At 59.6% G+C, this 12,923-nt stretch carries 13 protein-coding genes and 1 pseudogene; 7 read left to right on the top strand and 7 right to left on the bottom strand.

What is annotated here, in order from left to right:
• Positions 1 to 6: 6 nt before the first annotated feature.
• Positions 7 to 432, bottom strand: coding sequence for a MarR family winged helix-turn-helix transcriptional regulator (locus AC0L2V_RS03300; RefSeq protein ID WP_027153887.1), 426 nt, complete (start codon positions 430 to 432; stop codon positions 7 to 9).
• Between the two features lie 115 nt (positions 433 to 547).
• Between AC0L2V_RS03300 and AC0L2V_RS03295 the strand changes: the two genes are divergently transcribed.
• Positions 548 to 955, top strand: coding sequence for a hypothetical protein (locus AC0L2V_RS03295; protein WP_091600611.1), 408 nt, complete (start codon positions 548 to 550; stop codon positions 953 to 955).
• Between the two features lie 396 nt (positions 956 to 1,351).
• Positions 1,352 to 1,813, top strand: a complete 462-nt coding sequence (gene queF, locus AC0L2V_RS03290) for a preQ(1) synthase (protein ID WP_473519427.1) — start codon at positions 1,352 to 1,354, stop codon at positions 1,811 to 1,813.
• An 87-nt stretch (positions 1,814 to 1,900) separates the two neighbouring features.
• On the opposite strand, the gene AC0L2V_RS03285 is transcribed toward queF, so the two are convergent.
• The 3 genes from AC0L2V_RS03285 to AC0L2V_RS03275 form a co-directional block, all read right to left on the bottom strand.
• Positions 1,901 to 2,407 (bottom strand): hypothetical protein, encoded by a 507-nt coding sequence (locus AC0L2V_RS03285; protein ID WP_473519426.1) that lies wholly within the window; start codon positions 2,405 to 2,407, stop codon positions 1,901 to 1,903.
• A 4-nt stretch (positions 2,408 to 2,411) separates the two neighbouring features.
• Positions 2,412 to 2,891, bottom strand: a complete 480-nt coding sequence (locus AC0L2V_RS03280) for a DUF3828 domain-containing protein (RefSeq protein ID WP_473519425.1) — start codon at positions 2,889 to 2,891, stop codon at positions 2,412 to 2,414.
• A gap of 110 nt (positions 2,892 to 3,001) precedes the next feature.
• Positions 3,002 to 3,880, bottom strand: a complete 879-nt coding sequence (locus AC0L2V_RS03275) for a LysR substrate-binding domain-containing protein (protein WP_473519424.1) — start codon at positions 3,878 to 3,880, stop codon at positions 3,002 to 3,004.
• Between the two features lie 150 nt (positions 3,881 to 4,030).
• Here AC0L2V_RS03275 and AC0L2V_RS03270 point away from each other — a divergent pair, with 150 nt between their 5' ends.
• Together AC0L2V_RS03270 and AC0L2V_RS03265 are read left to right on the top strand one after the other, a co-directional pair.
• On the top strand, positions 4,031 to 5,269 hold the full coding sequence (locus AC0L2V_RS03270) for an aromatic ring-hydroxylating oxygenase subunit alpha (RefSeq protein WP_473519423.1): 1,239 nt from the start codon (positions 4,031 to 4,033) through the stop codon (positions 5,267 to 5,269).
• A gap of 4 nt (positions 5,270 to 5,273) precedes the next feature.
• Positions 5,274 to 6,341 carry an FAD-binding oxidoreductase gene (locus AC0L2V_RS03265; RefSeq protein ID WP_473519422.1) on the top strand — a complete coding sequence of 356 codons (1,068 nt, stop codon included), beginning with the start codon at positions 5,274 to 5,276 and terminating at the stop codon, positions 6,339 to 6,341.
• A 164-nt stretch (positions 6,342 to 6,505) separates the two neighbouring features.
• Here the strand turns inward: AC0L2V_RS03265 and AC0L2V_RS03260 are convergent, their stop codons facing one another.
• Positions 6,506 to 7,108, bottom strand: a complete 603-nt coding sequence (locus AC0L2V_RS03260; protein ID WP_473519421.1) for a dimethylsulfoniopropionate lyase — start codon at positions 7,106 to 7,108, stop codon at positions 6,506 to 6,508.
• Between the two features lie 46 nt (positions 7,109 to 7,154).
• The gene (locus tag AC0L2V_RS03255) at positions 7,155 to 9,191 is read right to left on the bottom strand and encodes an oxidoreductase (protein ID WP_473519420.1); all 2,037 of its coding nucleotides are present in this window, start codon (positions 9,189 to 9,191) and stop codon (positions 7,155 to 7,157) included.
• A 147-nt stretch (positions 9,192 to 9,338) separates the two neighbouring features.
• Here AC0L2V_RS03255 and AC0L2V_RS03250 point away from each other — a divergent pair, with 147 nt between their 5' ends.
• The 3 genes from AC0L2V_RS03250 to AC0L2V_RS03240 are packed head-to-tail and all read left to right on the top strand — an operon-like array spanning position 9,339 to position 12,803.
• A complete protein-coding gene (locus AC0L2V_RS03250; RefSeq protein WP_027153879.1) occupies positions 9,339 to 9,968 on the top strand; it encodes a TetR/AcrR family transcriptional regulator in 630 nt (209 codons plus the stop codon).
• 15 nt (positions 9,969 to 9,983) lie between these two features.
• Complete coding sequence (locus AC0L2V_RS03245) at positions 9,984 to 10,778, top strand: pyrroline-5-carboxylate reductase family protein (protein WP_473519419.1); 795 nt, start codon at positions 9,984 to 9,986, stop codon at positions 10,776 to 10,778.
• Positions 10,779 to 10,817: 39 nt separating this feature from the next.
• Positions 10,818 to 12,803 carry an oxidoreductase gene (locus tag AC0L2V_RS03240; RefSeq protein ID WP_473519418.1) on the top strand — a complete coding sequence of 662 codons (1,986 nt, stop codon included), beginning with the start codon at positions 10,818 to 10,820 and terminating at the stop codon, positions 12,801 to 12,803.
• Here AC0L2V_RS03240 and AC0L2V_RS03235 read toward each other — a convergent pair.
• Positions 12,798 to 12,923: pseudogene (locus AC0L2V_RS03235) on the bottom strand (cobalamin-binding protein); the annotation flags it as partial. The gene AC0L2V_RS03240 and the pseudogene AC0L2V_RS03235 overlap by 6 nt on opposite strands.

Genomic DNA, 12,923 nt, shown 5'->3' with positions numbered 1-12,923 from the left:
TTGGGATCAATCGACATTCGCCCGCAGCGTCGCCAAGACTTCCGCGAACTCCGCCAGCCTGTCGTCCGACAACCCGGTCCGCAGCCGCTTGTCGAAGGCAATGGCTGCCGTGCGCAATTTCAGGAACAGCGCCTCTCCCGCTTCGGTCAGTTCGACCTGATGGACGCGGCGGTTTTCCGGATCGCGGCGCCGGGTCAGCAAACCTTGCGTCTCCATCGCGTTCAGGTGGTGGGTCAGCGTCGCGCCTTGGATTCCGATCATGCCAGCGAGCTCACGCTGGTTGGCCAGTTCGCGCGACTTGATCGACAACAGCGTGACCCAGACCGGCAGCGTGCCGCCCGCCTCGACCAACGTGGCGTCAAAGGCCTGGGCGACAAGTTTTGCGGTGCGGGCGAGATTCATCCCGACTGGCGGGCGGTCAAAAAGCGTCATGATCCGACACTAGAGTAAGGGAAAGGCCGATGGAACTGGCCCTTGACTTTACATTGACATCTAATCATTTGATATCTAACTTTATGGCTGGCGGTAGGAAAGGAGGAATGCGGTCATGCAGTATGTCTACATCATCGTCCTCGGCCTTCACGTATTGGCCGGTGTGTTCTGGGCTGGAACGACCATCGCTGTCGCCCGCGATCCGGAGATTCGGATCGAACGGTTTTTCCGGCCGCAAATGAACGCGGCCGGCATGGTTTTCCTGACCGGCGCCCTGCTCTGGTATTTCTTCCACAGCGGCTCTTTCGGTTCGATGGAAATGGTTCTGGCCCTGGGCATCGCGACGGCCTTGATTGCCGCCGGTGTTCAGGGAGCGCTGGTCGGCTCTGCCAGCAGGCGGCTTGCCGGCACTGACTCGGCGACGGAAACGCAGTTGCGCGCGAAAATGACAAGGGGCGAACGCATCGCTGGTGGGCTGCTGGTCATCACCGTGCTCTGCATGGCCACCGCCAGAATGTTTTGAGCGGCCAGCCGCTATCGCGGTTTAAGAGATCGTACGGTGTCTGGCTGCAAGCCGGCGGCGTGCGCAGCGCGCAGATCGGACCGACGTGCCTGGTGGCTCTCCGTGCGGAGGTTCGGCTGCGCGCCACCAAATCAAATCCGAAGTGATCTTCAGATCCATACCGTCCTCGGAAATAGGCCGGCTCGTGGCTGGTCGACATGACCCGGTTCTTCAGCGTCAAATGTTTGAGCTGATAGGGCTGGAGAAGCGGATCGCTGGTGGTCATCGTCTTCCTGTTTCAAATTGTGCTAATGAGCGGCAAATTTTTGTTTTTGCGCATGTCGTACCCAAGTCCGCGCACCCTCGGGTCGGGCCCGTGGGCAGGCTTTTGGGCAACATGCAGTAAGGAACCCGCCGATGACCGATACGAAAAACCTTACCCAACTCGGCACCAACGTCGAGGCGCCAAAGAACCCTGACGCAGCAGTCCTGGAGACCGTGCCGTTTTCGCGCGGCGACGGGCCGCCAGCCATCGTTCGCTTCACCTGCCCGGAATTCACTTCGCTCTGCCCGGTCACCGGCCAGCCGGACTTCGCCCACATCGTCATCGACTATGCACCCGACACGCAGCTGGTGGAATCGAAGTCGCTGAAGCTGTTCATGACCTCGTTTCGCAACCATGGCGCCTTCCATGAAGAGTGCACCATCATGATCGGCCGCCGCATCATCGCTGCGACCAAACCACTGTGGTTGCGGATTGGCGGCTATTGGTATCCGCGCGGCGGCATTCCGATCGACGTATTCTGGCAGACCGGCGCGCCGCCGGAAGGCGCATGGCTGCCCGACACCGGTGTTGCGCCCTATCGCGGACGCGGCTGAATTCTGCTGCGAGATGTCCGGCGGGACAGCAGGATCGCCAACTCTGGTTTTCAATCGCCATGAGGCGATCAACTCATCGGTCCGTTCTCACTCACACTGATATTGGCTGAGCGCCCATTCGCCGGTCAGCGACAGAAGGTCCGATATCTTCCAGTCGCCGTCGACCTTCTTGAACTTCCATTCCAGCCGGTGCGGATTGCCGGCAACGATAAAGGCGACGACGACCTTGGCCTCATCGCCTTTGACCGCTTCAACTGTCTTCAGGCTGTTGTCGATCTCGGCCCTGTCGTACGCCGCATTGTCGAGCGCCATGTTGGGATCGAGGCATTCGCCCTGCCCCGATTTCCGCAGCGCATCGCTTTTGTCGAGCACCGACTTCGCGGGATCGACGAAATGGCTGCGCTGAGCCGGATCGAGCTCGAGCCCGACATGCTCGTAAAACGGTTTCACCAAGGCCGTCGGCGTACCCGGCCGCAGCGGAGCTGCCCGTGCATCTTCTGCTGAGAGCGGCGCGCCGAACAGGCCCTGGCCGGCAGTGCTGCACAAGCCCGCGGCCAGCAGGCACACAGTCGCCAGGGCCAGGACGCGGGCCATGGCATCACTCCGGAGTCTGGCCAGCCAGGCATTCGAGCGCACTCAGCGTCCAGCCGCTGGTCTTCGAGGTGATGTCGGCCACCTTCCACTGGCCGTCGACCTTCTTCAGCGACCAGACCATTTCGCGTTTGGATTCATCGCCTTCCGGGAAAAGGTTGAAGGTCACGGTCACGTTGGCGCTGTCGCCATCCACTGCTTCTGACAGCTTCAACGTCTTGGCGACTGTCTTCTCGTCAAAGTCCTGCGCGTCGAGACCGGGGGCGAAGTCGATGCAAGGCACCTCGTCCGGCTTGTTCTTCTGCGCCTGGTCGTTGAGGTCGAACAGCTTTGTCACCGGCTCGGTGAAACGGTCGCGGTATTTCGCGTCGGCCTCGAACTTGACCTCGGGCATGTAGAAGAACTTCACCGCATTGGAGGCCGGCCCGGCCAGGGCGGCCGCAGGCGCCGCGATCGAGAGAGCGGCGGCAAGCACAATCAGTCTCATCCGATAATCTCCAGGCTTTCGTGGTGGGTACCCGTTCAATACCACGAATCCATAGCGAGCGCGGTGACGTGAGGCCGCCCGAAGAAGTCAGCGAGCAAGAGAGCAGCTGCTCAAGCGCTTTTGGCGAGCCAGCTCGCAAAAAGCCGCGCTTTCGAACCTGCCCTGGGATGGATTTTCAGATAAAATGCCCTGGGTGAGGGAATGTTGTCGGGTACAAGTGTGACCAGCCGGCCCTGTTCCATCAGGCTTTTGACCAATCCATCCCACCCCAAGACCGCCCCGATATCATCCTGGGCGGCCTGGAGGGCAATCATGTAGTTGTTCACGGAAAACCTGCGGCCTTTTGGGATGGTGTGTCCAAGCGCTTGAAACCACTCCGGCCAGTTCGTCCAGTCGGTTTCCTCGTTGTTCATATGAATCAAAGGCGCTTTGAGCAGATCCTCAACTCGGCCAATGCCGTGCTCGGCGGCGAATTTTGGAGTTCCAAGCGCGACAATGCGATCTTGAAAAAGTTTGTGACACTCCTCGGGACTTTCCTGCGCATCACCGTAATGAATACTTAGATCACAGCGGATCGCTGTTGCGGGCACGTCGCTGACGATCTGCGAGACAGTGATGGTGGGATGGCTCTTCCAGAAGGCTGAAATCTTCGGTGTAAGCCATAGCGAGCTGACGGCCGTCGTTGTCCGGATGGTCACGTCGGCGGTTTCCGGGCGATCGCGCATGTGAGTGACGGCGTCGGAAATCGTCTCAAGCCCGCGCTGCACGGCAACGAACAGGAACGCACCTTTCTCAGTCAATTCGACGCCGCGGCTCAAGCGCAGGAACAGGTTGCATCCCAAGTCACCCTCAAGCGCCTTGATCTGGTGGCTGATCGCCGCGGGCGTCACATTCAATTCCTGGGCGGCGTTTTTGAAACTCGCATTTCGGGCGGCTGCCTCGAAGCAGATGAGAGCCGTCACCGAGGAGAGATCGTACGGTCTTGGCATCAACGCTTCTTCGGACCCGTTTTTTGGATGGCTCGCTGAGTGCAACAGATTAGCTGAACTAAATCGTTCTGAAAATTAGTGCTGTTGCGCAAAAGGCCTTCAGGCAAGAAAATTTCATCTCAAATGTGCACGCCATCTATGGAATTCCGCATGAACGCCCCCTCGCCCTCGATCCAAGAGTTGCTAGCGCGCCGCGTCTCGGGCTATGCCCTTGAGCAGCCCTTTTACACTTCGCCAACGATTTACCAGCTCGATCTCGAGCACATCTTCTACCAGGAATGGCTCTACGCGGCCCCGGCGTGCCAGCTTGCGAAAGCTGGTAGCTACGTGACGATGCGCGTGGGTGCCTATGAGGTGGTCATCGTGCGCGCCCGCGATGGTGAAATCCGCGCCTTCCACAATTCCTGCCGCCATCGCGGCTCGATGATTTGCAAGGCGCGCGAAGGCCAAGTGGCCAAACTCGTCTGCCCCTATCACCAGTGGACCTATGAGCTTGACGGCAAGCTCATCTGGGCAAATGACATGGGGCCCGACTTCGACATGTCCAAACACGGGCTGAAGCCGGTCCATCTGCGCAATCTTGCCGGCCTGATCTACGTCTGTCTGTCCGCTACGCCCCCAGACTTCGAACCGTTTGCCGACCTGGCCCTTCCATATCTAGAGGTCCATGACCTCAACAATGCGAAGGTCGCGCATACGTCGACTATCATCGAGAAGGCCAACTGGAAGCTTGTGTGGGAAAACAACCGCGAATGCTACCACTGCAGCAGCAACCACCCGTCGCTCTGCCGCTCCTTCTCGCTCGACCCGGAAGTGGCCGGGGTGTCTACCGACGGGTCGGTCTCGGCGACCCTCCAGGCGCATTTTGACAGTTGCGAAGCCTCAGGCGCGCCGGCGCAGTTCCGCCTTGGCGGCAGCGGCCAATTTCGCCTGGCGCGGATGCCGCTGCAGCAAAAGGCGGTGAGCTACACGCTCGACGGCAAGACTGCCGTTCGCAAGAATCTTGGCCGGGTGGCGCTGCCCGAAGCAGGCTCGCTGTTGATGTTCCATTATCCAACGACCTGGAGCCACTTCCTGCCGGATCACTCCTTGACCTTCCGGGTCACGCCAATCAGCGCCACGGAGACCGAGGTCACCACCACCTGGCTGGTGAACAAAGATGCCGTCGAAGGGCTCGACTACGACCTCAGGCGCCTGACCGAGGTCTGGATTTCTACCAATGATGAAGACCGTGAGATCGTCGAAACCAACCAGCAAGGGATCTTCTCTCCTGCCTACGTTCCCGGACCATATTCGCCGGTTCAGGAAAGCGGTGTGAGCCAATTCGTCGATTGGTATGCGAACTGGCTTGAGCGTTCTCAGGCCTCGATGCAATTGGCCGCGGAGTGAACCAATGAACGTGGTGGCAAAACCCAGGCTGGTTTTCTGGACCGACGCGGAAGAACTCGAATGTGCCTCCTTTCTTCCGGAGGCGCCGAACGTCCTGACCTTTTGTTTCCGGTCGCCGTCCGGAGCGCTGTTCAATTTTGATCCGGGACAGTTCCTCACTTTGGAACTGCCCACTCCCGGCGGTCCGGTCTACCGGACGTACACGATATCCTCATCTCCGTCGCGGCCGACCTCGCTGACCATTACCGTAAAGGCGCAGGCCGACTCTGTCGGAACGCAGTGGATGTTTGACAGCCTCCGTCCGGGCATGCGCCTGCGGGCAATTGGTCCGGGGGGCACCTTCTCGATGGCACATCAGCCAGCCGAAAAGTTTCTTTTCATATCGGCCGGCTCGGGCATCACACCGATGATGTCCATGACCACCCATCTGTATGATTCCGGGGTTGATCCGGACATCGTCTTCGTCCACTGCGCGCGCCGTCCTTCTGAGATCATCTTCCGTGAACGGCTGGAGCATATGGCATCGCGCGTAACCGGCATCGACCTGAAATGGGTGGTTGAACAGACCGATCCATACAGGCCGTGGACCGGCTACAGAGGCATGTTCAACCAGTTGATGCTCGGACTGATGGCGCAGGATTATCTTGATCGCGAGGTGTTCTGCTGTGGGCCCGAGCCCTTCATGCAAGCCGTGCGCGAGGCGCTGGCCGGTCTCGGTTTCGACATGGCGCATTATCATCAGGAAAGCTTCCGCGCGCCGCTTCCTGAGGCCGAGAAGGTCCCGGATGACTTCGTTCCCGCCGAGAACAACGAGGCCGAGATCGAATTTGTCCTATCCGGCGTCTCGGCGAAATGCGTCGAGACGGATACGATCCTGGCTGCGGCACGGGCTGCCGGTCTGGTGATCCGATCGGGTTGCAGTATGGGGATATGCGGGACATGCAAGGTTCGCAGAACCGAAGGCGATGTGCATATGGTCCACAATGGCGGCATCACCGACGAAGAGATTGCCGACGGCTATTTCCTTGCTTGCTGTTCTAATCCGGTTGGCCGTGTGAAAGTCGAGATATAGCAACCTTTTCGCGATCTTTGATCAAGGCGCTTCTTCGAAATCGGCAGCGCCTTGACGGTCCGCGGCGAACCGACGTCGATGACGAAGCTATTGATGAGCCACGCGCTTCACCCGCAAGGCGGTCTTGGCTCTTCCCTCGACCGGTAGCCGGGCTTCGGGCAAGTTCAGTGATGCGTCTGGTCCACCAACAGCGCCCAAAATGCGAACAGCGGCCGATCCAGCGATCTCATTGCGTGTTTGATGCCTGGCGGATTGTAGAGTGATCCACCGATGCCGGGCGAAAACCAGTCCCTGTCAGCCTGCTTGAACTCGCCATGCGAGAGCACGAGGTAGGTTTCTTCCGGCGGATGATCGTGGTCGGGATACCGGACGTGAGGAGCCATCAAAGTGACGCCGAGCCACAGATCGTTTCTGTCCTCGAGGCCGCCCGGGCCAAGGATCATCGCGTTGGCGTGACCGTCGCGGAAATTGCTGCTGGCAGACGGGGCGGGATTTGATTTCAGCCGCCATTCGAGCAGCGGCTCGATCGCCTTGAAGCGCTCAATCAAGTTGCGGAGCGTAGACGGGATCGCCTCTTCCGCCAACGCCGGGCCGAGATAGGAACAGACCGGCAAACGGCTCCCGGCCCTGGTCTTTTCAGGCCCGGGAACCTCCGATTGGGCGAAGAGCTGGACGATCGATCTGCGCGATCGCAGGTCGTGTGAGAACTGGTCAAAGGCCACGAACGCTGTGTCTACAAAATATCGCAGGGCCTCACTTCTGTTCATCTTTCAGCCCTTGTTGTGAGCGGACGCTATGGTCCGTTGCCGGATGTTAGATATCTTTCGCCAGTCGCAGTGCATCGTAGATCGCGGCGTGGGTGTTGCGAGCTGAAACGGCGTCGCCGATACGAAAGAGTTGGAATTGGCCCTGCGCATTCCGCACCACCGACTGCGGCTGCCCGGCGATGAGCTCATCTTGCGAAATCTCTCCGTGATTGGTCGATTTCGGTTTCAGTTCGAAATAGATGTCGTCCAGCGGAATGGTGCCGTGATTGACGACAACCTGATCCACGACGCGCTGTTTGGATATGCCGCCGTAGTCACTGCCGACATTTGCAATGAGCTGATTGCCATTCTTTTCAACTGACTCGAGCCGATAGGTAACGGTGAAGGTCACATCGAGTTTTTGAAGAGACCTCATGTAGGGCACGAGGTTCATAGCCATGACCTCGGGTGAGAATGACCGGTCCGGTGTCATGATTTCAACCTTCGCTCCGGCGCCGGCGAGGAATTCCGCGGCCTGGAGTGCCGCGTGGTCACCCGCGTCGTCGAAGATGAGGACATTGGTTCCCGGCTTTGCGTCTCCGGAGATGATGTCCCAAGACGACACCACGAACTCGTTGCCCTTGGAAAGGACGTCGGTGTGCGCCACACCGCCCGTTGCGACGATGACAACGTCCGGATTTTCCGCCTCGATAGTTTCGGCTTCCGCCCAGGCATTGAACCTGATGGTCACTCCATGTTTTTCGCACTGGGCCATGCGCCAATCGATGATGCTCATCATCTCCTTGCGGCGCGGGCTCAGCGCTGTCAGCCGGATCTGCCCGCCAGGGTCGCTGGCGGCCTCGAAGACCACGACCTCGTGTCCCCGCTCACCCGCCACGCGGGCGGCCTCGAGGCCAGCCGGACCTGCACCGACCACGACAACTTTCTTGCGGCTGTCGGCCTTGGCGACAATATGCGGCATGGTCAGCTCACGGCCAGTCGCGGCGTTGTGAATGCAGTATGCCGCCCCGCCCTGATAGATACGGTCAAGGCAATAGTTTGCGCCCACGCATGGCCTGATTTCGTCTTCGCGCTTTTCTATGATCTTGCGCACGATGTAAGGGTCGGTCATGTGCGCGCGCGTCATGCCGATCATGTCGACCTTACCCGACGCAATCGCGTGGCGCGCTGTCGCCACATCCGGTATTTTCGCTGCATGGAAAGTTGGAAAGTTGGTCGCGGCACGAATCTCGCCGGCAAAATCAAGATGCGGCGCATTCGCCATTCCCTGAATTGGAATGACGTCCGTCAGGCCCGCATCGGTATCGATGTGCCCGCGGATCACGTTGAGGTAATCGATCAGTCCGCTTTGCTTGAGACGCTTGGAGATTTCCATGCCCTCGGACTTGCCAGTGCCACCGGGGAGACGTTCATCCGCGGTGTATCGTACGCCCAGGATGAAGTCCTCGCCGACCCGTGACCGGATCGCCTTCAAGACATCCATGCAGAAGCGCATGCGGTTATCAAGCGAACCGCCATAAGGGCCGTCAAGTTCGTTCGTGAGAGGAGACGTGAACTGGTCGAGCAGGTGGCCGTAAGCCTCCAACTCGACGCCATCCATCCCGCCCGCCTTCATCCGCTCAGCGGCATCCGCAAAGTCCTTGATGATGCGCTCGATATCCCAGTCTTCAATTTTCTTGGGAAACGCGCGGTGGGAGGCTTCACGATGATGGGACGGCGCCAGAACGGGAAGCCAGTCACCTTTGTCCCAGCGTGTACGCCGTCCAAGATGGGTTAGCTGGATCATGATGGCGGCGCCCTCTTCGTGCACCGCATCTGTCATCTGCCTGATCCACGGCACGATCTCGTCCTTGTAGGCGAGCAGGTTGTTGAAAACCGGGGGGCTGTCCCTCGAGACCGCAGCGGACCCGGCTGTCATCGTCATCGCCACACCGCCCTTCGCCCTTTCAACCGTATAGGCGAGATAGCGCTCCTTCGGCATCCCGTCCTCCGGATAAGCCGGCTCGTGGGAGGTCACGATGATGCGATTGCGCAGGGTCAAATGCTTGAGTTTGTACGGCTGCAGGAGGGGATCGCTCGACATCTGACGGACTCCGGGCTGAGATGGCAAGTGCGAACGCTATCGAAAATGTACATGCATGTCAAGTTTAGCTTCTGAGAAGTCGATAGAGTCGACATGTGTGTACATTTTTCTGGTTTTCACTTTGATATTTTGTTAGGCTGATCACTCATGGAGCAAATTTCGAACGATAGCGGATGGCGCGGATCGCCGGAGGGGTGGCTTGAAGCCGCCTACGACCTGCTTCTTGAATCCGGCGTCGACACGGTGAGAATATCGCCACTGGCCAAGAAATTGGGCCTGTCGCGCACCAGCTTCTATTGGTTCTTCAAGGATAGAGAAGAACTGTTGGCTGCCCTCGTGACCCGTTGGCGGGACAAGAACACCGGCAACCTCGTCAAGCAGGCTGAGGCATATGCCGAGACGGTCGCCGAAGCGATGCTGAACGTTTTCGACTGCTGGCTCGACAAATCCTTGTTCGATTCCCAGTTCGAGTTCGCAGTCAGAAGCTGGGCGCTTCAATCCCCTGACATCCTGGCGGAGGTGCAGAAAGCCGACCAGACGCGTCTCGATGCGTTGAGCCAGATGTTTGTCCGCTTTGGTTACGACGAAGGCTCAGCCGACGTTCGAGCGCGCACCATCTACCTCGTGCAGATCGGCTACATCTCAATGCAGACCAGCGAAGATCTCGCGGACCGCATGAAGCGCATTCCCGGGTACGTGGAGATTTTTACAGGTAAGGCCCCGCGGAAGCGCGAACTCGACCGGTTCTTCGCCAGACACGGCCATTCGGCGGGCTGAGGAAGCGTTTCGACAATGGGTGAACCCTTGAGCATCGGAATAATCGGCGGAGGTGGCTGGCTTGGACGCGCTATCGCCGAGGCCATTATTGATGCGCAAATAGTCGCCGCAGAGCACCTCACGCTCTCTCATAGAACTGGGCAACCCGACTTTCTGCCAAACGCTACATGGACCAGGGACAACCAGGAACTGGTGGATCGATCTGATGTCATCATCGTCTCGGTCCGGCCCCACGATTGGCCTGCCATCGACATTACTGCGTCCGGCAAGCTCGCCATGTCGGTTATGGCCGGGATCACTCTCGACCAACTGGCGGGACGTCTTAAAACCGACCGCGTCGTCCGCACGCTTCCGAATGCAGCGGCAGAGGTGCGGAATTCCTATACTCCCTGGATAAGCTCTCAGAGCGTCACTGCGGATGACCGCAATGTCGTTCGCCGGATTCTGGAGGCCTGTGGCGCGGCCGATGAAGTCAAAAGCGAAGCAGATATCGATTATCTGACGGGCCTGACTGGATCCGGCCCGGCGTGTCCGGCGCTCTTGGCGGCAGCGATGGTGGACGATGCCGTCAGCCGAGGAATGGATCCAGATATTGCCCGGCGGAGCGTCAGCGCGGTGCTTGTTGGAACCGGAAAACTCCTCGAGGCTCGTCCAGACAATCCCCAAGATATCGTCCAGACCTTCCTCGACTACCGCGGCACCACCGCGGCAGCGATCGAGGCCATGCGCGCAGCCGGGTTTGAATCTGCCGTGGCAGACGGCCTTGCCGCGGCGCTCCAGAAATCCGTGACTATGGGACAAGCCACCTGACTGCCGCCCGAGGCCTTCCTCCGACCGCTGGTGCGAACTATGTCAAAACTCTTTCCGCATCTGTTTTCACCTGCAAAGCTAGGCAGCCGCACGCTCAGAAACCGGATCGTGTTCGGGGCTCATACCGCCAACATGGCCGAAACTGGCGTGCCGACCGAACGGCACGTTGCCTACTATGCCGAGCGAGCGCTCGGTGGGGCCGGCATGATTGTTGTCGAACCCATGCCCGTCCATCGGGCCGCCGTATTGACACGCGGCAATTTTCGACCGGGCGACGACAGCGTCATTCCTCATTTCCAGCAGGTCACACGCGCAATCAAGGACCATGGGGCGATCGCCATCCAGCAGCTCTATCACGTCGGAGCGCACGGGGATTCGGACAACTCATTTCATGCGCATTGGTCGCCCTCGGGCCTGCCGAGCTATCATGACAGCGACGGTTCCCACGCCATGTCCGAGGATGAGATTTGGGAAACCATCGACGGCTTCGTTCAGGCCGCGCGCCGCTGCCAGGAAGCCGGTTTCGATGGCGTCGAAGTCTGGGCTGCCTATCTCGGATTGGTCGATCAGTTCTGGACACCCTGGACAAACCAACGCGAGGACCAATGGGGAGGGTCGCTCGACAACCGCACGCGGATCTCGCGCGAAATCCTAACCCGCATCCGCGAAACATGCGGCCGAGATTTTATAGTTGGCCTCTCGGTCAGCGACGAACCCGACTACACAGTCGCGCTCAGTCGCCAGGAGCTGGCGGAAATCATTCGGCTGCATGATGAGCAGGGGCTGATCGATTACGTGACCTGCGGCACTGGCAGCTACCTCGATTTCTACAAAATAATGCCGACCTTTCTCTATCCGGAGAAGCTTGGCACTGATCTCGCAACGACCCTCAAGGCCGTGGTCAAGACGGCCCTCGTGGTCGCCGAAAGCCATATCAGGACGCCTGAAAACGCCGAAACCGTGCTCGGCGAGAAAGCTGCAGATCTGATCTCGATCGTCCGGGGCCAGATCGCCGATCCGCATCTGGCACGCAAAGCCGCGGCAGACCGGCCGGAAGATGTGCGCGGATGCATATCCTGCAACCAGATGTGCTGGGGCCGTCGTTCGCGCGACTACTGGATCAGCTGCCTTATCAATCCCTCTGCGGGGCGCGAGTTTGAATGGGGTGGTGACCGGTTCACGTCCGCTGCTATCAAGAAACGGGTGCTTGTCGTCGGCGGCGGTCCCGCCGGCCTGGAGACGGCTCGGGTTGCCGCCGAGCGGGGTCACGACGTGGTGCTGGCTGAAGCCTCCAGTAGGCTGGGCGGGAACTTTCTGCTCGCCGGACTGCAGCCGCGCCGCGGGCAAATCCTCGACCTTCTCGGGTGGTATGAACGCCAGCTCAGCAAACTGAATGTCGACGTACGACTGAACACCTACGTCGAGGCCTCGGAAATCGCCTCTTTCCAAGCTGATACCGTTATCCTGGCCACGGGGTCGGTGTCTCCCGAAACCGGCTTTCAGAAGGCTTTGCCGGCAGTGCCGAGCCTGCCCGGCATCGAAAGGGGCAATGTCTTCTCGATCGAGTCCGTCATGGCCCGCGTTGTGCGGCCGGGTAAGCACGTGCTTTTGCTCGACGAGGGCGGAGGCTGGCGCGGTTGTGGCACGGCCTGGAAACTTGCCGAGGATGGCCATCAAGTGACCATTCTCACGCCCGATCCGTTGGTCGGCAAGGAACTGCAGCGGACGGCTGCCGATTTCCCGCTGCGACGGACATTGCGCCAGCTTGGCGTCACATGGGTGTTGGATGTCAGCGTGCTGGAATGGCACGGGGACGGCGTGACGATCGTTGACCACAACACCCGTGAAGAAAACTTCGTGCCGGGCGATTGCCTTGTACTTGCAACCACCAATGTGGCGGCGAATGGGCTGGCGAAAGAGCTGGAAAAGACTCCCCGGCCGTTCATAGAGGTCGGCGATGCTGTTGCTCCGCGCCAGGCGCCCTACGCCTTCCACGAAGGACGGAAAGTTGCCTTGCGGCTATGATACGCGGACGTTGTGCTTGCGCTTCATGAAATCCTTGGCGGTCTCGACTGCCACGGCCGCGTCGCGGCAATAGGCGTCGGCGCCGACGGCCTTGCCGAATTCCTCGTTGAGCGGGGCACC

Source organism: Mesorhizobium sp. WSM4814 (genome assembly GCF_055811595.1).
The sequence above is the reverse complement of the archived record's forward strand: the minus strand, read 5'-3'. Positions and strand labels throughout refer to the sequence as shown.